The sequence below is a fragment of the Nocardiopsis sp. iso_238 genome (assembly GCF_056173325.1).
On the sequence record NZ_CM149668.1, the window covers coordinates 4,317,891 to 4,340,503 of the forward strand.

21 protein-coding genes are annotated in these 22,613 nt (G+C 70.2%); 10 read left to right on the forward strand and 11 right to left on the reverse strand.

All coding sequences use genetic code 11. The annotated features are described in order from the left end of the window. Positions 1-279 precede the first annotated feature (279 nt). The 6 genes from uraD to alc all read left to right on the forward strand — a co-directional run bounded on the left by uraD (position 280) and on the right by alc (position 6,292). Entirely contained in the window at positions 280-834 is a 555-nt protein-coding gene (gene uraD, locus AC0VYL_RS19560; RefSeq protein WP_475481077.1) for a 2-oxo-4-hydroxy-4-carboxy-5-ureidoimidazoline decarboxylase, read from the forward strand. Next, positions 831-1,175 (forward strand): hydroxyisourate hydrolase, encoded by a 345-nt coding sequence (gene uraH, locus AC0VYL_RS19565; RefSeq protein ID WP_475454815.1) that lies wholly within the window; start codon positions 831-833, stop codon positions 1,173-1,175. The genes uraD and uraH overlap by 4 nt, the downstream gene beginning before the upstream one ends. Before the next feature lie 225 nt (positions 1,176-1,400). After that, complete coding sequence (gene pucL, locus AC0VYL_RS19570) at positions 1,401-2,297, forward strand: factor-independent urate hydroxylase (RefSeq protein WP_475483545.1); 897 nt, start codon at positions 1,401-1,403, stop codon at positions 2,295-2,297. A gap of 283 nt (positions 2,298-2,580) precedes the next feature. Further along, entirely contained in the window at positions 2,581-4,074 is a 1,494-nt protein-coding gene (locus AC0VYL_RS19575; RefSeq protein WP_475481078.1) for a nucleobase:cation symporter-2 family protein, read from the forward strand. Between the two features lie 76 nt (positions 4,075-4,150). Further along, a complete protein-coding gene (locus AC0VYL_RS19580) occupies positions 4,151-5,089 on the forward strand; it encodes a LysR family transcriptional regulator (protein ID WP_475481079.1) in 939 nt (312 codons plus the stop codon). 75 nt (positions 5,090-5,164) lie between these two features. Beyond that, positions 5,165-6,292, forward strand: a complete 1,128-nt coding sequence (gene alc, locus AC0VYL_RS19585) for an allantoicase (protein ID WP_475481080.1) — start codon at positions 5,165-5,167, stop codon at positions 6,290-6,292. 1,939 nt (positions 6,293-8,231) lie between these two features. Here the strand turns inward: alc and allB are convergent. Further along, the gene (gene allB, locus AC0VYL_RS19590) at positions 8,232-9,581 is read right to left on the reverse strand and encodes an allantoinase AllB (RefSeq protein WP_475481081.1); all 1,350 of its coding nucleotides are present in this window, start codon (positions 9,579-9,581) and stop codon (positions 8,232-8,234) included. Position 9,582: 1 nt separating this feature from the next. Beyond that, entirely contained in the window at positions 9,583-10,863 is a 1,281-nt protein-coding gene (locus tag AC0VYL_RS19595; RefSeq protein WP_475481082.1) for a DUF6986 family protein, read from the reverse strand. Positions 10,864-11,165: 302 nt separating this feature from the next. Between AC0VYL_RS19595 and AC0VYL_RS19600 the strand changes: the two genes are divergently transcribed. After that, positions 11,166-11,900, forward strand: a complete 735-nt coding sequence (locus AC0VYL_RS19600; protein ID WP_475454827.1) for an IclR family transcriptional regulator — start codon at positions 11,166-11,168, stop codon at positions 11,898-11,900. A 68-nt stretch (positions 11,901-11,968) separates the two neighbouring features. On the opposite strand, the gene era is transcribed toward AC0VYL_RS19600, so the two are convergent. The 6 genes from era to AC0VYL_RS19630 all read right to left on the reverse strand — a co-directional run bounded on the left by era (position 11,969) and on the right by AC0VYL_RS19630 (position 16,945). Further along, on the reverse strand, positions 11,969-12,937 hold the full coding sequence (gene era / locus AC0VYL_RS19605; RefSeq protein WP_475454829.1) for a GTPase Era: 969 nt from the start codon (positions 12,935-12,937) through the stop codon (positions 11,969-11,971). A gap of 9 nt (positions 12,938-12,946) precedes the next feature. After that, complete coding sequence (locus AC0VYL_RS19610; protein ID WP_475454831.1) at positions 12,947-13,291, reverse strand: cytidine deaminase; 345 nt, start codon at positions 13,289-13,291, stop codon at positions 12,947-12,949. Beyond that, positions 13,288-14,652, reverse strand: a complete 1,365-nt coding sequence (locus AC0VYL_RS19615) for a hemolysin family protein (RefSeq protein ID WP_475454833.1) — start codon at positions 14,650-14,652, stop codon at positions 13,288-13,290. The genes AC0VYL_RS19610 and AC0VYL_RS19615 overlap by 4 nt, the downstream gene beginning before the upstream one ends. Then, positions 14,649-15,146 carry an rRNA maturation RNase YbeY gene (gene ybeY / locus AC0VYL_RS19620; RefSeq protein ID WP_475454835.1) on the reverse strand — a complete coding sequence of 166 codons (498 nt, stop codon included), beginning with the start codon at positions 15,144-15,146 and terminating at the stop codon, positions 14,649-14,651. The genes AC0VYL_RS19615 and ybeY overlap by 4 nt, the downstream gene beginning before the upstream one ends. A 137-nt stretch (positions 15,147-15,283) precedes the next feature. Beyond that, complete coding sequence (locus tag AC0VYL_RS19625) at positions 15,284-16,387, reverse strand: PhoH family protein (RefSeq protein WP_475481083.1); 1,104 nt, start codon at positions 16,385-16,387, stop codon at positions 15,284-15,286. A 207-nt stretch (positions 16,388-16,594) separates the two neighbouring features. After that, on the reverse strand, positions 16,595-16,945 hold the full coding sequence (locus AC0VYL_RS19630; protein ID WP_475454839.1) for a histidine triad nucleotide-binding protein: 351 nt from the start codon (positions 16,943-16,945) through the stop codon (positions 16,595-16,597). A 291-nt stretch (positions 16,946-17,236) separates the two neighbouring features. Here AC0VYL_RS19630 and AC0VYL_RS19635 point away from each other — a divergent pair, with 291 nt between their 5' ends. Together AC0VYL_RS19635 and AC0VYL_RS19640 are read left to right on the forward strand one after the other, a co-directional pair. Further along, on the forward strand, positions 17,237-17,827 hold the full coding sequence (locus AC0VYL_RS19635) for a SigE family RNA polymerase sigma factor (RefSeq protein WP_475454841.1): 591 nt from the start codon (positions 17,237-17,239) through the stop codon (positions 17,825-17,827). After that, a complete protein-coding gene (locus AC0VYL_RS19640) occupies positions 17,824-18,531 on the forward strand; it encodes a hypothetical protein (protein WP_475454843.1) in 708 nt (235 codons plus the stop codon). The genes AC0VYL_RS19635 and AC0VYL_RS19640 overlap by 4 nt, the downstream gene beginning before the upstream one ends. 104 nt (positions 18,532-18,635) lie before the next feature. On the opposite strand, the gene AC0VYL_RS19645 is transcribed toward AC0VYL_RS19640, so the two are convergent. From AC0VYL_RS19645 to hrcA, 3 genes are read right to left on the reverse strand one after another with little or no spacing between them, the layout of a single operon-like run. Then, positions 18,636-19,379: a 16S rRNA (uracil(1498)-N(3))-methyltransferase gene (locus AC0VYL_RS19645; protein WP_475481084.1), complete on the reverse strand. Its 744-nt coding sequence runs from the start codon at positions 19,377-19,379 to the stop codon at positions 18,636-18,638. Continuing rightward, positions 19,376-20,518 carry a molecular chaperone DnaJ gene (dnaJ, locus tag AC0VYL_RS19650; protein WP_475454846.1) on the reverse strand — a complete coding sequence of 381 codons (1,143 nt, stop codon included), beginning with the start codon at positions 20,516-20,518 and terminating at the stop codon, positions 19,376-19,378. Before dnaJ ends, AC0VYL_RS19645 begins: the two co-directional genes overlap by 4 nt. A 4-nt stretch (positions 20,519-20,522) precedes the next feature. Continuing rightward, positions 20,523-21,536: a heat-inducible transcriptional repressor HrcA gene (gene hrcA, locus AC0VYL_RS19655; RefSeq protein WP_475454848.1), complete on the reverse strand. Its 1,014-nt coding sequence runs from the start codon at positions 21,534-21,536 to the stop codon at positions 20,523-20,525. Positions 21,537-21,714: 178 nt separating this feature from the next. Here hrcA and AC0VYL_RS19660 point away from each other — a divergent pair, with 178 nt between their 5' ends. Continuing rightward, a complete protein-coding gene (locus AC0VYL_RS19660; RefSeq protein WP_475454850.1) occupies positions 21,715-22,548 on the forward strand; it encodes a DUF3097 domain-containing protein in 834 nt (277 codons plus the stop codon). The last annotated feature ends 65 nt before the right edge of the window (positions 22,549-22,613 follow it).

The following is a 22,613-nucleotide window of genomic DNA, read 5'->3' on the forward strand; positions in this document are numbered from 1 at the left end:
CCCCGCCGCCGACGAACCCCGAGGTCACGACCCCACCCACCCCGGAGGCCCCACGAGGGAACAGGAACTTCCTGTTTTCTTCGCACCAGGCCACAGATTCGACTGTTTTTCCGATTTCTCCCCTTGCGAGTGTTGACAAGGTCACACTGCCATCAACTAGAGTCCCTGCAATCCGTAATACGGAATCAGGTATCTGCACTACGAAAGCCCAGGCCGGTACGACGACCCAGCGCCTCACACGGCGTGAGGACGGGTACCGGCCGAGCCACGGGAGAACACATGCCCGAGACCACCCCGGCCCCGTCGGGGGACACCCCCGAGCCGGGTCTGGCGCGTCTGAACGCCCTGCCCCCGCAGGACCTGCGCACCGAACTCGCCCAGTGCCTGAACGTGGACCGCTGGGTCGAGGCAGTGGCGTCCGAGGCGCCCTACACCGACCGCCGGAGCCTGCTCTCGGTGGCCGACACCCACGCGCGCGGCATCACCTCCGAGGAGGTGGCCACCGCGCTGGCCCGCCACCCCCGGATCGGGGAGAAGGCCAAGGGACAGGACACCGAGTCGGCCTGGTCCCGCGGGGAACAGGCGGCGTTCGCGGCCGACACCGACGACGCCTCCGCCAGGGTCCAGCGGATCTTCACGTTCGCCCAGGGTGAGTACGAGGGAAGATTCGGACAGATCTACCTCGTCTGCGCCAGCGGCCGCAGCGGACGCGAACTCCTCGCGGACCTGGTCGCCCGGCTGGACAACGACCCCGAGACCGAGCTGACCGTGGTCGGTGAGGAGCTCCGCAGGATCTCCGGACTCCGCCTGGTCAAACTCCTGGAGGCAGCATGAGCCACGTGACCACCCACATCCTGGACGCCGCCCTGGGCTCTCCCGCCCGCGACGTCCCGGTGCGCCTGGAGGCCGCCGCCGACCCGGGCCGCACCTCGTGGACCACCGTCGCGGAGGGCCGCACCAACAGCGACGGCCGCGTGCCCGACCTCGGACCCGACCAGCTCTCCGCCGGGTACTACCGGGTCGTCTTCGACACCGGGGCCTACTTCGCCGCGACGGGCCAGAAGGGCTTCTACCCCGAGGTCAGCATCGTGTTCGACCTCGCTGAGGAGGACCAGCACTACCACGTGCCGCTGCTCCTGAGCCCGTTCGCCTACTCGACCTACCGGGGCTCGTAGACCGGGCCGTCCCGCCCGCGAGACCACGTTCCCGGTCCCCTCCCCACGAACGAAGGAGCCCCGCCTGGCGGCACCCACCACGTAGCACACTCAACCTCTTCGAGTGCGTGACAGGTCCTTCCGCATGACCACAGCGGTCCTCCCTCATACGCACGGCGCACCGACGCGGGAACGACGCGCGGCGCAAGCGATGAAACCGAATCCACACGGATGGAGTTCACCCTGATGGGCATCAGGCTCGGAGACAACCAGTACGGCAAGGCGGAGGTCCGCCTCGTCCACGTCCAGCGCGACACCGACGTCCACCAGATCAAGGACGTCAACGTCACCTCCCAGCTCCGCGGGGACCTGGAGGAAGTCCACACCGTGGGCGACAACTCCAAGTGTCTGCCGACGGACACACAGAAGAACACCGTCTACGCCAAGGCCCGCGAGTGGGGCGGCGTCGGCGCGATCGAGGACTTCGCCCTGCGGCTGGCCCGCCACTTCGTGGACGAGCACGAGTACGTGTACGGCGCCCGCCAGGAGATCGAGGAGTACTCCTGGGACCGGATCGCCACCTCGAAGGGCCCGCACGACCACGCGTTCTCCCGCAGAGGCGCCGAGACCCGCACCACCGTCGTCAACAAGGACGGCGACAAGGAGTGGGTGGTCTCCGGATTCGAGGGCCTGACCGTCCTCAAGTCCACCGGCTCGGAGTTCCACGGATACCCCCGGACCCGGTACACGACCCTCGCCGAGACCAACGACCGCCTCCTGGCCACCGATGTGACGGCCCGCTGGCGCTACGTCGGCGTCGACCACGACTTCGACAAGGCCTACGACTCCGTCCGGGCCCTCTGCCTGGAGCTCTTCGCGGAGACGCACAGCCTCGCCCTCCAGCAGACGCTGTACGCGATGGGCACGGCCGTCCTCGAGGCCCACCCCGAGATCGCCGAGATCCGCTTCTCCATGCCGAACAACCACCACTTCCTGGTGGACCTCTCCGCGTTCGGCCTGGACAACCCCAACGAGGTCTTCTTCGCCGCCGACCGGCCCTACGGCAAGATCGAGGCCACGGTCGAGCGCGACGACGCCCCCGACGCCGGAGACGCCTGGAAGGCCGTCCCGGGCTTCATCTAACCCCCGTCCGGTGACGACCCCGGGGCGTGCCGCGTGCTCCCCCGGGTCGCCCCCGGTGCTCTTCGGAGCTTCCTGAACGCCGGGGCCCGTGCGTGCGGCCGGGCCCCGGACCCTCCCCATCCGAGGTCTTCCTCGCCTGCCCGTCCCCAGGGCCACACCGGCCTTCGTCATGCCCGAAAACAGGGCGTTCGAGGCCGGCGCGACACCACCGGGCACCCGCCCCGGAGAACCCGGTCACCCCCCTCTCTCGGTGACCGCCGATCGCAAAGGCTGGAAACTGGCCATGTCGAACAGTCCGTCCGCGAAGGACTCGGCCACAACAACCGCCACTACCCCCTCCCGCCCCGAGGACGAGAAGCTGCCCGTGCGGCTCATGCTCGTCTACGGGCTCCAGCACATCCTCACCATGTACGCCGGTGCGGTGGCACCGGCCCTCGTCATCGGCGCCGCCGCTGGGCTCGCGAACGACCCCGCCGCCATGGGAATCCTCGTCAGCGGCGCGCTCCTGGTGGCGGGTATCGCCACCCTCATGCAGACCGTCGGCCACAAGCGGATCGGCGCGCAGATGCCGATCGTGGTGGCCTGTTCCTTCGTGCCCGTCAGCGCGATCACCGCCCTCGCGGCCGGCCAGGACGGGGAGAACCTCCCCATCGCCTTCGGCGCGTCCATGGCCGCCGGTGTGTTCGCGCTGTTCCTGACCCCCTTCTTCGGGCAGCTCATCCGCTTCTTCCCCCCGATCGTCACTGGCACGATCATCACGGTGATCGGTGTCAGCCTGATGCCGGTGGCCGCGCGCTGGATCATGGACGGCTCCGTGCGCGTCATGGAGGACGGCGCCGAGGTCCCGGCCGCCCCCGTGGCCAACCTCGGCCTGGCAGCGCTGACCCTGATCGTCATCCTCGTCGGTTCCCGCCTGTTCCCGGGGATCTGGGGCCGTCTGTCCATCCTGCTCGGCCTGGTGGTGGGCACGCTCGTGGCGGTCCCGCTCGGCATGGCCGACTTCAGCCGGGTGGGCGAGGCCGACATCGTCTTCAACCCCACCTCGGTGTTCTACTTCGGCGCCCCGCAGTTCGAGGTCGCCGCGATCATCACCATGTGCATCATCATGCTCGTGGTCCTGACCGAGGGCGCCTCGCACATCATCGCGGTCGGTGAGATCACCGGTTCCAAGGTGGACGCCAAGCGCATCTCGGCCGGTCTGCGCGCCGACGTGAGCGGCTCGATCATCGGTCCGATCTTCAGCGCCACCCCCACCAGCTCGTTCGCGCAGAACATCGGGCTGCTCGCCCTCACCGGCATCCGCAGCCGCTACGTGGTGGCCACCGGCGCGGGCATCCTGCTGGTCCTGGGCATGTTCCCGGTGCTCGGCGGGGTCATGGCCGCCATCCCCACCCCGGTCCTGGGCGGCGCGGGCCTCGTGCTGTTCGGCAGCGTCGCGGCCAGCGGCATCAAGACGCTCGCCAAGGTGGACTTCACCAACAACCTCAACCTCATCCTGGTCGCCGCCTCCATCGGCGTGGCCATCATCCCGCTGGCCTACCCGACCTTCTACGCGTTCCTGCCGGAGTCCGTCGAGCTGATCGCCCACTCGGGCATCATCGGCGCGGCCATCGTCTCGATCCTGCTGAACATCTGCTTCAACGTGATCGGCCGCGGCCCCTCCGCCGACCCCGCCGACATCGACCGGGCCGACATCGGCAGCGCGGGGCCCGGTGAGGCCAAGTACACGGACCAGGCGGGCGCCACCTACCGGAGCTCGGACGCCGACCGGACCTGACCCGGGTCCCTTTCCCCGGGGGCGGAGCGCCGTGACCACGCGCCCGCCCCACTTCTGTTAAGTGACGGTGAATGGTATGCCTGTGAGGGTGACCGACTGGGACCTGCGCAAGCTGCGCGTACTCCGCACCCTCGAAGAGCTCGGCACCGTCCGGGCGACCGCCGAGGCCCTGTCCATGACCCCCTCGGCCGTCTCCCAGCAGCTCTCGTCGCTCTCCCAGCAGGTGGGGGTGGCGCTCCTGGAGGCGCACGGGCGCCGCGTCCGCCTCACCGACGCCGCGCACGTGCTGCTGCGGCACACCGACGTGGTGCTGGCCCAGTTGGAAAGGGCCGAGGCCGAACTGGACGGGTTCGTCCGGGGCGAGGCCGGACGGGTGCGCGTGGGCACCTTCGCCACCGCGATCCCCGGGCTGGTGGTCCCCGCCCTGAACGCGCTGCGCGCCGACCACCCGGGGCTGCGCACACGGGTGCACCAGGCCGAGGCAGCGGAGGTCTACGACCTCCTCTCCGCCGGGGAGATCGACATCGGCCTCTCCCTGGCCGCCCAGGCCCCCACCCGCAACGACGGCCGTTACGACCGCACCGAGCTGCTGACCGATCCCCTCGACGTGGCCCTGCCCGCACAGCACCGGCTGGCCACCGCTCCGGCGCTGCGCATGAGGGACCTCGCCGAGGAGCCCTGGATCTACGGCGCCTCCGGACCGTGGCGGGACATCACCCTCGCGGCCTGCGCCCAGGCGGGGTTCGTGCCCGAGCAGGCGCACGTGGCCTCCGACTGGCGGGCCATCCTCGACATGGTCGCCGCCGGGATGGGGATCGCGCTGATCCCCCGGCTGGCCGCCGCCCGCGACACACCGGGGGTCACCCTGCGCGTGCCCCACTCGGAGCAGCCCCGCCGCCACGTCGTCACCGCCGTGCGGTCCGGTTCCGGCGAACGTCCCCAGATCGCCCTCGCCCTGGGGGCTCTGGCCGACGCCGCAGCACGCCTGACCAATGTTCAGCCAAAGCGAACATAATGATCAAAAACTTTCGCTGGAATTAACCGGTTTCTCCTGCGAGTCTGAAGGAAGACCCCGACCGACAGGAGCAACGTGAGCCAGGACCCGTCCTTCGACCCCCGTGCCTACAACGCCCAGCCGTACCCCGGCGGCGACCCCTACGCCGACTTCAAGAAGACCGAACTGGACTTCGCCGGGCTGGTGGACCTCGCCGACCGTCGTCTGGGCGCCGGTGTCGTCGCCGCCAACGACGAGTTCTTCGCCCACCGCGAGAACATGCTGCGGACCGAGCCCGCGCTGTTCGACCCGCACCACTTCGGGCACAAGGGCAAGGTCATGGACGGGTGGGAGACCCGCCGTCGCCGTGGTGTGAGCGCCGAGCAGCCGCACCCCACCGCCGACGACCACGACTGGGCCCTGGTCCGTCTCGCTCTGCCCGGCGTCATCCGCGGCATCGTCGTGGACACCGCGCACTTCCGCGGCAACCACCCCACGGAGATCAGCGTCGAGGTGACGCACCTCGACGGGACCCCCACCACCGAGGAGCTCCTGGCCGCCGACTGGACCGAGATCGTGGCGCGCACGCCGGTCTACGGCCACGCCGAGAACGGCTACAGGATCGACGTCGAGCGCCGCTGGACCCACCTGCGCCTCAAGCAGTTCCCCGACGGCGGTGTCGCCCGCCTGCGCGTGTACGGCGAGCCCATCGCCGACCCGGCCTGGCTGTCCGCCCTCGGCGGCTTCGACCTGGCCGCGCTGGTCAACGGCGGCACGGTCGAGGACGCGTCGGACCGCTTCTACTCCTCGCCGGAGAACATCATCCTGCCGGGCCGCTCGCACAAGATGGACGACGGCTGGGAGAACCGCCGCCGCCGCGACACCGGCAACGACTGGGTGCGCTTCCGCCTCACCGCCCAGGCCTCCGTCCGCGCCATCGAGCTGGACACCGCCTACCTCAAGGGCAACTCGGCCGGGTGGGTGACCATCCTGGGCCGCGACACGCACTCGGACACCCCGGACGAGTGGTTCGAGATCGTCGGCCGCACGAAGCTCCAGCCCGACAGCGCCCACCGCTTCGTGCTGGACGCCCCGGTCACCGCGACCCACGTGCGCACCGACGTGTTCCCCGACGGCGGCATGGCCCGCCTGAACGTGTACGGCTCCCTCACCGAGACCGGCTCCGCCGACCTCCGCACCCGCTGGGAAGCCACCCGGGGCTAGTCGCCACACAGAGACCAGGGCGGGCACGCGTCAGCGTGCCCGCCCTTCCACACGCCCGGTGCGCAGACCCCTCAACCACAGGGGGTCTGGAACCCCAGCCATCCGCTGTAGTACCCGCATGCCACCAACCACCCCCCTCAACCACCGGGGGGGTGCGAACGTACAGGAGCGCAGCTTCCTCAGCCCCAGAGGGCTTGCTTGAACCTTCACCCCCGGTGGTTGAACGTGCACGGCGCCATTCCCCTCAGACACAGCGGGGTACAGAGGTGAGGGTGCGCGCTTTGCTGGGTGGTGCGGGTTGGCGGGAGTGCGGTGGTCGGCGCTCGGACGGCGGGGGTTTTCGCCAGTGGTGGGGACACGCATCTCTAGAACACATCGGTTGTCCTGGGGGGTGGCCCGTGTCCGTACTTGGCCTTGAACTACCAGTCGTGCCACCGATCTGCTCATCCGCCAAGTGCGGTGCGGGCAGAGCACCATCCACCCACCCCGCCCTGAATAGACCGAGAAACCCCAAGGGGTACGGTGTAAGCGGTACCTGACTGCCTTTAGCTAACGGGAGAAGCGGGTTGGCCGTAGAAAGGCTGCAGGACAGCAACCACAACCGTAGAGCGGACAACTGCGCCCAGGATCTAGGGTTTTGCTTTTGCTGGAGACATGTTCTTCTGGAGCATGTCCCGTGAGATAAGTAGCGGTGGCCGACAGCAATTCCGAGTCCATCCCCGCGTGCGCGGAGAGCAGCGCAGGCGAGCGGCGATCCGCGCCCGCTCCGCAGGTCCATCCCCGCGTGCGCGGGGAGCAGCTGGTGGGTCGCCCACAGGTATGGAATCGGCATGCGGGAGGGTCCATCCCCGCGTGCGCGGGGAGCAGACGCGCAGCTTTCCCCACTCGCGCGGGGTGATGGGTCCATCCCCGCGTGCGCGGGGAGCAGTCTCTTTGACCTGCGTGTTTGTCAGCCGCAAGGCCTCAAAACTGCAAGTTGTTGAGAAACAGACATTTCACCCACGCCACTCGCAACCTCCCCCACTCTTTCTACCGCCCGCCCGACGCTCACGGCCACTCCGTTCCGCAATCAGCAGCTTCCTAAGCGGCGGGAGGGACAACGTGTCTCCTGCACCGGAGAACCGGACGGGGCTGGGCGCCGTTGTCCGCTCTATGGTCTGTGGTTGCTGCGGGTGCGCGGGTTCTACGGCTGGGGTTACTGAGGCGGTAATCCTCTACGGCCAACCCGCTTCTCCCGTTAGCTAAAGGCAGTCAGGTACCGCTTACACCGTACCCCTTGGGGTTTCTCGGTCTATTCAGGGCGGGGTGGGTGGATGGTGCTCTGCCCGCACCGCACTTGGCGGATGAGCAGATCGGTGGCACGACTGGTAGTTCAAGGCCAAGTACGGACACGGGCCACCCCCCAGGACAACCGATGTGTTCTAGAGATGCGTGTCCCCACCACTGGCGAAAACCCCCGCCGTCCGAGCGCCGACCACCGCACTCCCGCCAACCCGCACCACCCAGCAAAGCGCGCACCCTCACCTCTGTACCCCGCTGTGTCTGAGGGGAATGGCGCCGTGCACGTTCAACCACCGGGGGTGAAGGTTCAAGCAAGCCCTCTGGGGCTGAGGAAGCTGCGCTCCTGTACGTTCGCACCCACCCGGTGGTTGAGGGGGGTGGTTGGTGGCATGCGGGTTACTACAGCGGATGGCTGGGGTTCCAAACCCGCACCACCCCGCGAAGCGCGTACCTGCACGTCCACACCCCCGGTGGCTGAGGGGAATGGCGCCGTACCGGTTACTACGGCGCATGGCTGGGTCCCCCAGGGGTGCAGGGGGCGAGGCCGTACCGCTTGTACGGCACGTGACGGGGTTGCGCACGCCCACGGCCTGGCCAACGACTCCGCGTATGCGAACGGGCGCCCCGTGGGTGGCGGGGCGCCCGTGACGGGACCGGGTCAGTCCCGGGTGATCATCCGGCCGGTCACGCTGTCCGAGGTGACCTCGGCGCCGCGCAGGAGGGTGCGGCGGACACGGCCGTGGAGGTCGGCTCCGTCGTAGGCGCTCACCGGGTTGCGGTGGGCCAGGGAGCTCGCCTCCACGTGGAAGGGCTCGTCGGGGGCGAAGACCGCCAGGTCGGCGTCCATGCCCGGGGCGATGGAACCCTTGCCGGACACACCGGCCACGCGGGCGGGCCGGGCGGACATCCACTGGACGACCTCCGCGAGCGGAACGCCCCGGCCGCGGGCCTCGGTCCACATGGCGGACAGACCCACCTGGAGCCCGGCGACGCCTCCCCAGGCGGTACCGAAGTCACCGGTGTCCAGGTCCTTCAGATCCGGGGTGCTCGGAGAGTGGTCGCTGACCACGCAGTCGATCAGACCGTCCTGGAGCGCGCGCCAGAGGAGGTCGCGGTTGGCGCCGTCACGGATCGGCGGGCAGCACTTGTAGCTGGTCCCCCCGGCCGGGATCTCCTCGGCGGCCAGCGTGAGGTAGTGCGGGCAGCTCTCCACCGTGAGGGGGACGCCCTCCTCCTTGGCCTGCGCGATCAGCGGCAGGGCCGAGGCGCTGGACAGGTGCAGGATGTGCGCCCGCACCCCGGTGCGGCGGGCCGTGTCGATCACCAGGGCGATCGCGGCGTTCTCGGCCTCGTCGGGGCGGGAGGCCAGGAAGTCCGCGTAGTCGCGCCCGGACGCGGCGGGCGCCGAGTCCAGCACCTTCGGGTCCTCCGCGTGCACGATCAACCTGCCGCCGAACGCCTTGATGGCGGTGGCGGCGGTGTTCAGCTGTTCCGGGGAGAGGTGCCCGAACTCGTCCACGCCCGAGGGCGACAGGAACGCCTTGAACCCGAACACTCCCTCGGACCAGAGGTCGGAGAGGGTGCCGGTGGAGTCGGCGCCGGAGTTCTCCGGGACGGCCCCGCCCCAGAAACCGACGTCCACGGCGAGCTTGCCCTCGGCCACCGCGCGCTTGGCCTTGAGGCCGTCGAGCGTGGTGGTGGGCGGCACACTGTTGAGCGGCATGTCCACCAGGGTGGTCACACCGCCCAATGCGGCGGCGCGGGTGGCGCTGGCGAAGCCCTCCCACTCGGTGCGGCCGGGCTCGTTGACGTGCACGTGGCTGTCCACGAGGCCGGGCAGGAGGATCTCGTCCTCGGCCAGGCGGATCTCGCGGGCGGAGCTGACCGGGGCGTCGTCCCCGGCCAGGACCTCGGTGATCCTTCCGTCGTCGACGACCACGCTGACGGCGCGCTCACCCTCGGGGGTGAGTGCGCGGTGGGCGCGTACGACGAGTGCGTGTTCGGTCAACTCACTGCTCCTGTCCGACACGGCGGGTGGCCAGGGCGACGATGGTACCGGCGTCCGCGCCGGCGGCGGTGACCACCTCGGACTCCTCCAGGGCGCCGCAGCGCAGGCCGCTGGCCAGCACGGAGGCCAGCGCCTGGGCGGTGGCGGGTTCGTCCATGACGTTGCCCCCGGCCTGGCCGAGGTAGGCCTTGAGGCGGGCGGCGGCGGGCGTGAAGGCCTCACGGTAGAAGGCGTAGGTGGCCAGGTACCGGATGGGCAGCTGGTTGGGGTGCAGGTCCCAGCCCTGGTAGAAGCCGCGCTCCAGGGAGCGGCGAACCAGTCCGGCGTGCAGGTTCCACGCGGAGCGCACGACCTCGGGGGTGCCCGTAGGCAGGATGTTGCTGCCGCCGTCGGAGAGCCACACACCGGTTCCGGCGGCGGCGACCTGCATGACCGACTTCGCGTAGTCGGCGGCCGGGTGGGCCAGGCTCTGGTGGGCGGCGGTGATCCCGCAGGCCGCGCTGTAGTCGTAGGTGCCGTAGTGCAGGGCGGTCACGCGGCCCTGGCCCGCCTGGATCATGCGGGAGACCGCGACGGTGCCGTCGGTGAGCAGGATGGACTGGGGGGTCTCGATCTGGAGCTCGAACCGCAGGCGTCCGGCGGGCAGGCCGAAGCGCTCCTCCAGCCGCTCGCTGACCCACACCATCGCCTCGACCTGCTCGACCGAGGTGATCTTGGGCAGGGTGAGGACGAGGTTGTCCGGGAGGGATCCGTGTCCCTCCAGCAGGGTCTGGAGGAACAGGGTGAGCGTGCGGACGCCGCGGTGGCGCCCGGCGGCCTCCATGCCCTTCATCCGGATTCCGAAGTAGGGGGTGGCCGTCCCCTGCTCGAGGTCCGAGACGAACGCGTTCGCGGTGGCGAGGACGTGGGCGTCCTCGGTCTCGTCGCCGGGCGCCCCGTAGCCGTCCTCGAAGTCGGCGCGCAGGTCCTCGATGGGCTCGCGGGCGAGCTTGGCGCGCACCAGCGGGATCGCGTCGGCCACGGCGGCCTCGCTCAGGCCGGTGATCTCGGCCAGGTCGGCCGCCTTGGGCGCGTACTCGTCGAGGGAGGCGATCGCCTCCTCGCCCCAGGCGGCGGCGAGGCCGGGCTGGATGCGGTCGGCGGGAACGTAGACGCTGTGGACGGGCTGGCGGCCGCCGCTGGTCCCGGGGTACTCACGGTCCAGTCGGGCGTCGGCCTCGGCCAGCCGGGTGTCGAGTTCGGTGACCAGGTCGGTCAGGCCAGCAAGGCTGTCACTCGCCACGTGTCGTGTCCTCCTCCGTCGTCGGTGCCGACTCTCGGGGGTCGATGAGAGTCCGGTCACTAATTTCTATATGCGGATAATAACTTCTGCGATTCGGAAGAACAAGGGTTCTGGCGCCTTCGCGCCCCGGGGCGCGAAGGTTCCCCTTCGCAACAGAGAGCGAAAACCACCTTTCGTATTGCAGAATGATGGGCGTGACCGCAGCGGCCCTCAGCATGGGAGCACGACCCTTGTCAGCCTCACAGATCCCCCAAACGGACCAGCCACGCCCTCCAGAGGAGACGGCCCGGCGCTCAGGTGGCGTGCAGTCCCTCGACCGCGCCTTCGCCCTGTTGGAGATCATGGCGGAGGCGGGCGGCGAGGCCTCCCTGAGCCAGCTCGCCGACTCCTCCGGACTGCCCCTGCCGACCATCCACCGCATCATCCGCACCCTCGTCGGCAACGGATACGTGCGCCAACTCCCCTCCCGCCGCTACGCCCTGGGCCCGCGTCTGATCGGACTCGGTGACAAGGCCGCCCGCATGCTCGGCACCTGGGCCCGCCCCCACCTGGCCCAGCTCGTGGAGGACCTCGGAGAGACCGCCAACCTCGCGATGCTCGACGGCGACAAGGTCATCTACGTCGCCCAGGTCCCCTCACCCCACGCCATGCGCATGTTCACCGAGGTCGGCCGCCGCGTCCTGCCGCACTCCGCCGGAGTCGGCAAGGCCCTGCTGTCCCAGCTCAGCGACGAGGAGGCCCTGGCCACCGTCCGCCGCACCGGGATGCCCGCCGCCACCGAGCGCACCATCACCGACCACGACGCCTTCCTCGCCGAACTCCGGCGCATCCGCGAGACCGGGTACGCCATCGACGACGGCGAACAGGAGGTGGGTGTGCGCTGCGTGGCGGTACCCGTCAAGGACGCCCCCTCCGGCATGGCCGTGTCGGTCTCCGGCCCCGAGGCCCGCGTGAGCTGGGACTTCGTGGACCACGCCGCCCCCATCGTGCGGCGGTGCGCCCGGGTCCTGGCCACCGACCTCAACAACCAGAGCTGACCAGCGCCGTCGCGGACACGACGAGGGGGCGTGACCACATGTGGTCACGCCCCCTCGTCCGCTCCGACCTACGTCTGCTGGTCGAAGCCCAGCTTGCGCAGCTGCTTGGGGTCGCGCTGCCAGTCCTTGGCCACCCGTACCCGCAGGTCCAGGAACACCCGCTGCCCGAGCAGCCCCTCGATCTGCTTGCGGGCCCGCGAACCCACGTCCCGCAGGCGTGAGCCCTTGGAGCCGATCACGATCGCCTTCTGGCTGGGCCGCTCCACGTACAGCGACGCGTAGATGTCCACCAGCTCCTTGCCGGGCTTGGTGTTCTCCCGCTCGTACATCTCGTCGACGACCACCGCGATCGAGTGCGGGAGCTCGTCCCGGACCCCCTCCAGGGCGGCCTCGCGGACCAGTTCCGCCACCAGCATCTCGTCCGGCTCGTCGGTGAGGTCGCCGTCCGGGTACAGCGGCGGCCCCTTCGGCAGGTGCGAGCAGAGCACGTCCGTGACGGTGTCCAGCTGGAACTCGCCGCGCGCGGACACCGGGACGATGTCGGCCCAGTCACCCAGCTCGTTCACGGCCATCAGGTGCTCACCGACCGCCGCCCGGTCCACCAGGTCGGTCTTGGTCACGAGCGCCACCACCGGGGTGTTGGTCTGCTCCGCGAGCTCCTTGGCGATGTAGGTGTCACCGCGCCCGATCGGCTCGTTGGCGGGCAGACAGAACGCGATCACGTCCACCTCGACCAACGTGGACCGCACCAGCGAGTCCAGCCGCTCCCCCAGGAGGGTGCGGGGCTTGTGCAGACCGGGCGTGTCCACGATGATCAGCTGCGCGTCGGGCCGGTGCACGATCCCGCGCACCGTCCGCCGCGTGGTCTGCGGCCGGTTGCTGGTGATCGCCACCTTCTGCCCGACCAGCGCGTTCATCAGGGTGGACTTGCCCACGTTGGGGCGGCCCACGAAGCAGGCGAAACCGCTCCGGAAGCCCTCCGGGTAGGAGAGCGGCTCCAGCGGCACGCGGAGCTTCTCAAGGTCGAGGTCGTTCATCTGTCCTTCTCAACGCCGGGTGACGCTCGCGGGCACCCCGTCGGGGGCCGCGATCACCACCAGGTGGGTCTTCAGGTCGTCCGCCACCGCGCGGTCGGCCTCGGTCAGCTCCTTGGCCTCGGTGACGACCACGGCGGCCTCCAACGCGGCGGCCTCACTGGAGGCGGCCGCGGCCACGGCGGCCTGGAGCGCGCTCAACCGCAGGGAGGGCAGCGCCACCGTGGTGGCCACGTACGTGCGCCCCGTCTCGTCGCGCACCGCGGCGCCCTCGGCCGCCGCGTTCCGTGCCCGGGAGGCCCGCGCGAGGGTGATCAGCTTGGTGTCCTCGGGGCCGAGTCCCGTCGTGTCCGTCACTGGTCCGTGCTCCTTACGTCGTGGTCGAGGCCCTGGGCCCGCTCGGCGGGCAGACGCTCCACCAGCACCGTGGTCATCCGGTTGCGGCGGCTGCTCTTGCCCTCCAGGGTGAGCCTGAGTCCAGCGTATTCTGCCTGGGCGCCGCCCGCCGGGACGCGACCCAGCACGAACGCCACCAGGCCGCCCACGGTCTCCACGTCGGAGACCTCCAGGTCGCGCTCGGGGAAGAGTTCGGCCAGCTCACCCAGCGGCAGCCGCGCGGTCACCCGCACACGGTCGTCGTCCAGCCGGTCCACCGGGGCGATCTCGTGGTCGTACTCGTCGGTGATCTCCCCGACGATCTCCTCCACGATGTCCTCCAGCGTGACCAGTCCGGCGGTGCCGCCGTACTCGTCGATCGCCACCGCCACGTGGTTGCGGCGCTTCTGCATCTCCCGCAGGAGCTCGTCGATGGGCTTGGTGTCGGGCACGAAGGTGGCGTCGCGCATCACGTCGCCAGCGGTGAGCGGCACGTCGTCCGCGCCCCCGGCGGTCGCGGCCCAGCGGTCACGCAACCGTTCCACCAGGTCCTTGAGGTAGACGATGCCCACCACGTCGTCCTCGTCCTCGCCCGTGACCGGGATACGCGAGTAGCCGCTGGCCATGGCGAGCGAGAGGACCGCGTCGGCGTCGGCGTCCCGGCCGGTGAACACGATGTCGGGCCGGGGCACCATGACCTCGCGCACCGAGGTGTCGTCCAGCTTGAACACCGAGTGGATCATCTGGCGCTCCTCGGGGTCGATCACCTCCCCCTGCTCGGCCAGGTCCACGAGCTGGCGCAGTTCCACCTCGGTGCTGAAGGGGCCGTCCCGGTCGCCCTTGCCGCGCGGGGTGAGCGCGCGGCCCGCCCCCACCAGCAGGCGGGCCAGCGGACCCAGCACCACCTGGAGCGGGTAGACGACCGTGGCGCTGGCCCGGGCGAGCGGACCGGCGAACTGGCGGCCGAGGATGCGCGGGGTGACCGCGATCAGGACGCACTCCACCACGACCATCGCCACGGCGGTGAGCGCCAGGGCGGGCCAGCCCGCGCCCAGCAGGAAGAGCATGCCCACGGCGGCGGCGAGGACGGCGCAGACCTCGCACACCACCCGCAGGAAGAGCAGCATGTTCAGGTGGGCGGTGGGGTTCACGCGCACCCGCTCCCACGCGGCGCGCACCCGTGCGGAGCGCTCGGCGTGGGAGTCCTCCATGCCCATGGAGATCACGCGGGTGACGGCGACCTCCGCCGCCACCAGGAACCCGGCCACCGCGGTCAGGAGGAGGGCGACCGCGAAGGCCACCGCCCACACCACGGGGTCACCCGTGGCCAGCGACGCGCTCATCGGGCGCTCTCGTCCCCTTCGGTCGTCCCCTCGGCGGCGGCCTCGCGCTCGTTCCAGGCGGCGAGGATCTCACCCTGGAGACCGAACATCTCCTTGTGCTCCTCGGGCTCGGCGTGGTCGTAGCCGAGCAGGTGCAGGATGCCGTGCGTGCACAGCAGGTCGATCTCGGCGCGGGTCCCGTGGCCGGCCTGCTCGCCCTGGCGCTCGGCCACCTGCGGGCAGATGATCACGTCACCGAGCACACCCGGCTCGCTGGTGCGCCCGGGGCCGCCGGGGCGCAGCTCGTCCATGGGGAACGAAAGCACGTCGGTGGGGCCGGGCTCGTCCATCCAGCGCACGTGGAGGTCGGTCATGGGTCCTTCGTCCACCAGCACGACCGACAGCTCGGCCAACGGGTGCACCCGCATGGCGTCGAGCACGTGCCGGGCCAGACGGGAGAGTCGCTCCTCGTCCACGGTGCTGACGCCGGACTCGTTGGCGACGTCGATACTCATCGGTTGGGGCTGCCTCACTTGGATTCGGTGTGGGTGGGCGGTGTCGCTCCGCCCGGTACCCGGGGAAGGGCACCCTACCGACAGCGGTGGGCCCGCACGAGGCGGGCCCACCGGCCGGTGTCACTACGTACTTCTTCTCAGTCTGCCCGGTCTTCGGGGCCCTCGGCGCCGTCAGCGCGGTCCTTCGGGGTGTCGCCGCCCCGGCGGCGTCCGCCGCGCGGTCCCGGTCGGCCCCGGCCGCCGCCGCCCGGTCCGCCCTGAGCGGCGTCGTAGCGGCCGTAGGCGTCGACGATCTGGCCCACCAGCCGGTGCCGGACGACGTCCTCACTGGTCAGTCGGCAGAAGGCGATGTCGTCGATATCACGCAGGATGTTCTCGATCGTCCGGAGCCCGCTGGTCTGCCCGCCGGGCAGGTCCACCTGGGTGACGTCACCGGTGACCACGATCTTGGAGCCGAAGCCGAGCCGTGTCAGGAACATCTTCATCTGCTCGGGCGAGGTGTTCTGCGCCTCGTCCAGGATGATGAAGGAGTCATTAAGGGTGCGGCCACGCATGTACGCCAGGGGGGCGACCTCGATGGTTCCGGCGGCCATCAGTTTGGGGATGGAGTCCGGGTCGAGCATGTCGTGCAGGGCGTCGTAGAGCGGACGCAGGTAGGGGTCGATCTTGTCGTAGAGCGTGCCGGGCAGGAAGCCCAGGCGCTCACCGGCCTCGACGGCGGGCCGGGTCAGGATGATCCGGTTGACCTCCTTGTCCTGGAGGGCCTTCACCGCCTTGGCCATCGCCAGGTAGGTCTTGCCGGTGCCCGCCGGGCCGATGCCGAACACCACGGTGCGCTCGTCGATGATGTCGACGTAGCGCTTCTGGTTCAGCGTCTTGGGGCGGATGGTCTTGCCCCGGTTCGACAGGATGTTGGTGGTCAGCACGTCCGCGGGGCGTTCCTTGCCCGGCGAGCGCAGCATGTGGATCATGCGCTCGATGGTGTCGGGGGTGACGTGGGTGCCGCTCTTGGCGAGCTCGATCAGTTCCTCCACGAGGCGGACCACCACGGCCGTCTCCTCGGGGGTCCCGCTGATCGTGAACTCGTTGCCGCGGACGTGGATGTCGCTCTTGAAGGACCGCTCCAGCGCGCGGAGGAGCTCGTCCCCCGAGCCCAGCAGGCTGATCATCGTGTGTTCGTCCGGCACCACGACCTTGACCTGGGTCTCCGGGTCCTGGTGCGTGTGAGTTGACTCGGCCATGGTGTGGCCTTGCGGCCGCTGTCCTACCCTTCGGTCACGGCCCCGGGGCTTCGGTCGCCCGGGGCTCCTCGCGGACGGGCCGCACACCGGGTCCGACGGTGTCGAGCACGGTCACCACGGGTGTGTGGGACAACCGAAGTGGCCGGTGGGGCCCGTCCCCGAGTCTACCAACGGGGGCCCGGCGGGCTCGATGGGTTATTTCGTCCGCTATCCGGGGGGCCAGTTCAGGCCGCGTCCGCCGAGCACGTGGGCGTGCAGGTGGAAGACGGTCTGCCCGGCACCGGCCCCGGTGTTGAAGACCATCCGGTAGCCGGACTCCACCACGTCCTCGGCCTTGGCCACCTCGTGGGCCTCCCGGACCAGGGCGTCCATCAGCCCGGTGTCGGTGGCGGCCGCGGAGGCGGCGTCGGCGTGGTGTTCGCGGGGGACGACCAGGATGTGGGTGGGCGCCTGGGGGTTGATGTCGCGGAACGCCACCGTGCGCTCCCCCTCGCGGACGATGTCCGCGGGGACCTCGCCCTTCACGATCTTGCAGAAGAGGCAGTCGGGGTCGACCATCGCTCGCCTTCCGTCACGCGGCCCGCACTTCGTGGCGGCACCGCTTCTCGGGTCATCGGAATTGTCCGGTGCCCATGATGCCGCAGGTGCGTGGAACACCGCAGGTACACGAACCGCGAGGAGATGAACCCTCAACCTTTCCGCAACCGTTCCGATCCACGATCCCCTCCGGCGACCGAGCGGGGCGCGATAGTCTTTGTCCCCGTGCGCGTCAGGCTGTGGGCACGCCCGCCGTTCGGCCACGTCCGACGTGTTCGGATCGGAACGCACGTCTACTGGAAATGAAGAGGTATGCCCTTTCGTAAACCCCGCGACAAGGGTGTGCGTCGAACTGATGTGACGACAGAAACCTTGGTGGCCAAAGCCGCCACGGCGCCACTCTCGGTCGAGTGGGACGCTGACCACGCGGTGACGGAGCTCTACCGGGAGCACTACCGTCCGCTCGTTCGGCTCGCCGCCCTGCTCGTGAGGGACCACGCGACCGCCGAGGAGGTCGTCCAGGACGCCTTCGTCGCCATGCACGGCGCCTGGCGCCGCCTCAGGGACCCGAACAAGGCCCTCTCCTACCTCCGCCAGGCGGTGGTGAACAAGGCCAGGTCGGTGCTGCGCCACAGGGCCGTCGTCGAGAAGCACGCCCCGAAGGCCCTGCCCGACGCACCCAGTGCCGAGCACGGGGCCATGAACCTGCTGGAACGCGAGGCGGTCATCACCGCGCTGCGCAAGCTACCCACCCGTCAGCGAGAGGCCATCGTGCTCCGGTACTACGGCGATCTGTCTGAGGCACAGATCGCGGACGCCATGGGCATCAGCCGAGGCGCGGTCAAGAGCCACACCTCGCGTGGCATCTCCTCCCTTCGCTCTGTACTGGAGCAGACGTCATGAGTAGCCCCAACGATCGGAACGAAACGGAGTTCGAGGACCAGCTCCGTCAGATACTCCGCGCCGAGGCCGACGACGTGACCCCGTCGGCCGAAGGACTCAACCTCATCCGTGAGCGCACCGAGCGTCAGCGCGGCTCGGCGTGGTTCGGGCTGCCGTGGCTGCGTCCCGCGACAGCGGTGGCGGCGGCCGTGCTCATCGTCGCCTCGGTGATCATGTCGAGCCCCCAGGTCCGTGAACAGGTCCTGGAGATCGTCCCGGCGGGGGCCGACCGCGAGGGCACCCCGCCCGAGGCCGAGAGCAACGGGAGCGGCGGCGTCGCGGCCCCCGGCCCCTCGACGGACTCCACCACCGGCACCAGCAAACCGGCGGAGGAGACGGACGAGGACCCCGAGGGCTCCCCCAGCCCGGACAGCTCGCCCTCCTCCTCCGAGGACGACGGGTTCGAGGCCACCGCCTCGTGCCCGCCCGGTGAGGAGCTCACGCCGGTCCCGACCGACGGCCCCCGTGAAGAGGACAAGAAGAGCAAGGACGACGAGCGGGAGGTCAGGGAGACCTGCGCCCCCACCGACGAACCCAGGGAAGAGCCCACCGACGAGCCCACCAGCCCCGGCAGCGGTGGCGACCCCGAACCGGGTGAGGGCACCGAGGAGCCCGGCAACGGCACCGGGAACAACGGTGAGGAGGACGGGGCCAGCGTGAGTTGACCCCGTCCTCACTCGGACGGACGTGACGAAGGGCCCGTGGGATCTCCCACGGGCCCTTCGTCGTGCTCTTCAGGAGCGGCGCCGCGGCACCGGCCCGTGTCCGCTCACCAGCGTCCCGTACGCGCCTGGAGGACCGACAGCGCGGCCACCCCGGCGGTGGAGGTGCGCAGGACCGAGGGCCCCAGTAGGGCCCGGACCGCCCCGGCCTCGTCGAAGGCGGCCAGTTCCGCCTCGGAGATCCCGCCCTCCGGGCCGACCACCAGCACGATCCCCGCACCGTGGGGCTCCTCCGGCAGGGGCAGTTCGGACAGCCGACCCGCCCCCTCCTCGTGCAGGACCGCGGCGAGGTCCGCCCCGGCCAGCAGGGCGGACACCCCCTTGCGGTCCATCGGCTCGGTGACCTCGGGCGTCCGGGCGCGGCGGGCCTGCTTGGCCGCCTCCCGGGCGCTCACCCGCCACTTGGCGAGGGCCTTGGCCCCCCGGTCGCCCTTCCACTGCGTGACGCAGCGCTCGGCCGACCAGGGCACGACGGCGTCCACCCCGGCCTCGGTCATCATCTCGACCGCGAGCTCGCCCCGGTCCCGTTTGGGCAGGGCCTGCACCACGGTGATCCGGGGCCGCGGCTCGGGTTCACTCCGGCGTTCCACCACACGGCAGACCAGAGTGTCCTTGCCGACGACCTCGTCGACCTCGCAGCGCGCACGCAGGCCGAGACCGTCGGACAGGTCGACGGTCTCGCCCTCGCGGACGCGTCGCACCGCCACGGCGTGGCGGCCCTCCGGACCCTCGAGACGGATCCGGTCACCCGCCAGCGCCGCGGTTTCGACCAGGAAGACCGGCGGGGTCACTTGGCTCCGAAGGCGTCACGGATCTTGGAGAAGAACCCGCCGTGGCCGGGGCTGAAGCGGCCCGGGTTCTGGTCCTCCCCGCGCAGCTCCGCGAACTTGCGCAGCAGGGCCTCCTGCTCCTCGTCGAGCTTGCTCGGGGTCTCCACGTCGACGCGGATGCGCAGGTCTCCCCGGCCGCCGCCGTCGAGGTGGGTGACGCCCTTGCCCGGCAGGGTGATGACGTGGCCCGAGTTGGTGCCCGGACGCAGGTCGATGTTCTCGGTGCCGTCGAGGGTGTCGAACGCGCACGAGGCGCCCAGCGCCGCCGCCGTCATGGGGACGGTGATGGTGCAGTGCAGGTCGTCGCCGCGACGCTCGAAGGTCGGGTGCGGCTTCTGGACGATCTCCAGGATGATGTCGCCGCGCGGCCCGCCGTTGGGGCCGACCTCGCCCTCGCCGGCGAGCTGGATGCGGGTGCCGTCGTCGACACCGGCGGGGATCTTGACGGTACGGGTGACCTTCTCCCGGACCCGGCCCTCGCCCGCGCAGTCGCCGCAGGGGTTGGTGATGACCGAACCCTGGCCGGAGCACTGCGGGCAGGGACGCGAGGTCATGACCTGACCGAGGAAGGAGCGCGTGACCTGGGATACCTCGCCCTGGCCGTGGCACATGTCGCAGGTGGTCCGGTGCGAACCGGCCGCGGTGCCCTCTCCCTGGCACGTCTCGCACAGGATCGCGGTCGGGAAGGTGATCTCCCGGCTGACCCCGAACGCTGTCTCGACGAGGTCGAGCTCGATACGGATCTTGATGCTGCGCCCGCGCCGGACCCGCTCCCGGGGGCCGCGGCCGCCGGGCTGTCCACCGCCGAAGAAGGCGTTCATGATGTCGTCGAAGGCGAACCCGCCCGCGTTGCCGAAGCCTCCGGCACCGCCGCCGCCACCTGGGGCGAAGGGGTCCTGACCCATGTCGAACATCCGACGCTTGTTCTCGTCGGAGAGGACCTCGTAGGCCTGGGTCACTTCCTTGAAGCGCTCCTGGGTGGCGGGGTCCGGGTTGATGTCCGGGTGGAGCTCGCGCGCGAGCCGCCGGTACGCCTTCTTGATCTCGTCCTTGGACGCGTCGCGACGCACCCCGAGAACCTGGTAATAGTCTCTGGCCACTGAGTTACTGTCCTGCCAAAATCTGTCCGACATACCGGGCCACCGCACGGACGGCGCCCATCGTCCCTGGGTAGTCCATACGGGTGGGGCCCACCACTCCGATCTTGGCCAGCGACTGGTTTCCCACGCCGTAGTCAGCCGACACGATGGAAGTGGATCGAAGGCCCTCGTGGAAGTTCTCCGCGCCGATGCGCACCGTCAGCATGGAGGGGTCCTTGGCCTCACCGAGGAGTCGTATGAGGACCATGTTCTCTTCCAGTGCCTCAAGCACGTCGCGCAGGCTGGCCGCGAAGTCGACCGCGGCGAGGTTGGCGGTGCCAGCCAGCACGATCTTCTCCTCGTGACGTTCCACGAGGCTCTCCAGCAGGACGGAGAGGATCGCGACCGCGACGGGACGGTCCTCCGGTGCGACCTGGGCGGGCAGGTCCTCCACCGCGTCCGGCACGTCGCCGAGGTGTCTGCCTGCGATGGCGCGGTTGAGCATGCTGCGCAGGTCGTCCACCACGGTCTCACTGACCGATCCCAGCCCGTCGATGACGCGCTGTTCGACCCGTCCGGTGTCGGTGATGACGACCATCATGATGCGCTGGCCGCCGAGCGGCACCAGTTCCACGTGCTGCACCGACGAGCGGGTCAGCGACGGGTACTGAACAATCGCGACCTGCCGGGTGAGCTGCGCGAGCAGCCGCACCGTGCGGGCGACGATCTCGTCGAGGTCCACGGCACCGCCGAGGAACGACTCGATGGCACGCCGTTCGGCCGCCGAGAGCGGCTTGACGGAGGAGAGCCGGTCGACGAAGAGCCGGTACCCCTTGTCGGTGGGCACCCGTCCCGCACTGGTGTGGGGTTGGGCGATGTAGCCGTCCTCCTCCAGGGCGACCATGTCGTTGCGAATGGTCGCCGGGGAGACACCAAGGGGGTGACGGTCCGCCAACGCCCGCGAACCCACGGGTTCGTTGGTGTTGACGAAGTCCTCGACGACCGCACGCAGGACTGCGAGCTTGCGCTCATCCAGCAACTCGCCACCTCCTGGCACTCCAAGGTCCTCAGTGCTAATTCTATGCCCGGCCGCAAACCCACACGGCTACCCGCAGGCGGTAACACGGGGACGGGGGGTGCTTCTTCCCTACCCGAGCGGCGACGTGCGCCACCCGCCAACGGGTTTCCCGGGTCCGTCACCAGTAGACTGCACCACCGTGGTTACCAAGGGAACCGGCCGTTACGGCCGCGACGTTCTGGCGGGAGACTGGCGACGACCCCGGAAGGGCGCGGTACGCGAGATACCCCTCAGCCATGACCTGGTCGTGGAGGACGCCGACGAGACCTTCTGCGGGGCGGTGGTGTCCTGGGACAAGGCCGCCGTGACCCTGGAGGACCGGGACGGGCGACGCAGGGTGTTCGAGCTGGGACCGGCCGCGTTCCTGGTGGACGGTGAGCCGGTGACGCTGGTGCGTCCGGCGGCGGCACCCAGGGCTCCCCTGCGCAGCGCCTCGGGTTCGATCGCGGTGACCGACGCGCGGGCGCGCACGGCCCGGGAGAGCCGGATCTACGTGGAGGGCGCCCACGACGCCGAGCTGGTCGAGAAGGTGTGGGGCCACGACCTGCGCGTGGAGGGGGTGGCCGTCGAGTTCCTGGAGGGCGTCGACGACCTTCCCTCGGTGGTGGCGGAGTTCGCGCCGGGGCCGGGACGTCGGCTGGGGGTCCTGGTGGACCACCTGGTGCCGGGGTCCAAGGAGAGCCGGATCGCGGAGCGCGTCCGGGGCGCGGACGTCCTCGTGGTCGGTCATCCCTATGTGGACGTGTGGCAGGCCGTGCGTCCGGGTGCGGTGGGCATCGGCTCCTGGCCCGAGGTCCCCCGGGGCCTGCCCTGGAAGGAGGGCGTCGTGGACGCCCTGGGCTGGCGGATGGAGACGGGTGAGGCCTGGCGCCGCATCCTGGGTTCGGTCCGTGGCTACGGTGACCTCGAACCCTCCCTGCTGGGGCGGGTGGAGGAACTCATCGACTTCGTCACGGGCCCGCACGCTCCGTAACACTAGGATTGTCCCGATCACATGGTCTGATGGGACCCCCGGAACCCCGTTTTCCGTTTCCTTCA

Coding starts and splice junctions, on each gene's coding strand:
- uraD (WP_475481077.1), top strand. CDS start 280: ATGCCCGAGACCACCCCGGCCCCGTCGGGGGACACCCCCGAGCCGGGT.
- uraH (WP_475454815.1), top strand. CDS start 831: ATGAGCCACGTGACCACCCACATCCTGGACGCCGCCCTGGGCTCTCCC.
- pucL (WP_475483545.1), top strand. CDS start 1,401: ATGGGCATCAGGCTCGGAGACAACCAGTACGGCAAGGCGGAGGTCCGC.
- AC0VYL_RS19575 (WP_475481078.1), top strand. CDS start 2,581: ATGTCGAACAGTCCGTCCGCGAAGGACTCGGCCACAACAACCGCCACT.
- AC0VYL_RS19580 (WP_475481079.1), top strand. CDS start 4,151: ATGCCTGTGAGGGTGACCGACTGGGACCTGCGCAAGCTGCGCGTACTC.
- era (WP_475454829.1), bottom strand. CDS start 12,937: ATGAACGACCTCGACCTTGAGAAGCTCCGCGTGCCGCTGGAGCCGCTC.
- AC0VYL_RS19615 (WP_475454833.1), bottom strand. CDS start 14,652: ATGAGCGCGTCGCTGGCCACGGGTGACCCCGTGGTGTGGGCGGTGGCC.
- ybeY (WP_475454835.1), bottom strand. CDS start 15,146: ATGAGTATCGACGTCGCCAACGAGTCCGGCGTCAGCACCGTGGACGAG.
- AC0VYL_RS19625 (WP_475481083.1), bottom strand. CDS start 16,387: ATGGCCGAGTCAACTCACACGCACCAGGACCCGGAGACCCAGGTCAAG.
- AC0VYL_RS19630 (WP_475454839.1), bottom strand. CDS start 16,945: ATGGTCGACCCCGACTGCCTCTTCTGCAAGATCGTGAAGGGCGAGGTC.
- AC0VYL_RS19635 (WP_475454841.1), top strand. CDS start 17,237: ATGCCCTTTCGTAAACCCCGCGACAAGGGTGTGCGTCGAACTGATGTG.
- AC0VYL_RS19640 (WP_475454843.1), top strand. CDS start 17,824: ATGAGTAGCCCCAACGATCGGAACGAAACGGAGTTCGAGGACCAGCTC.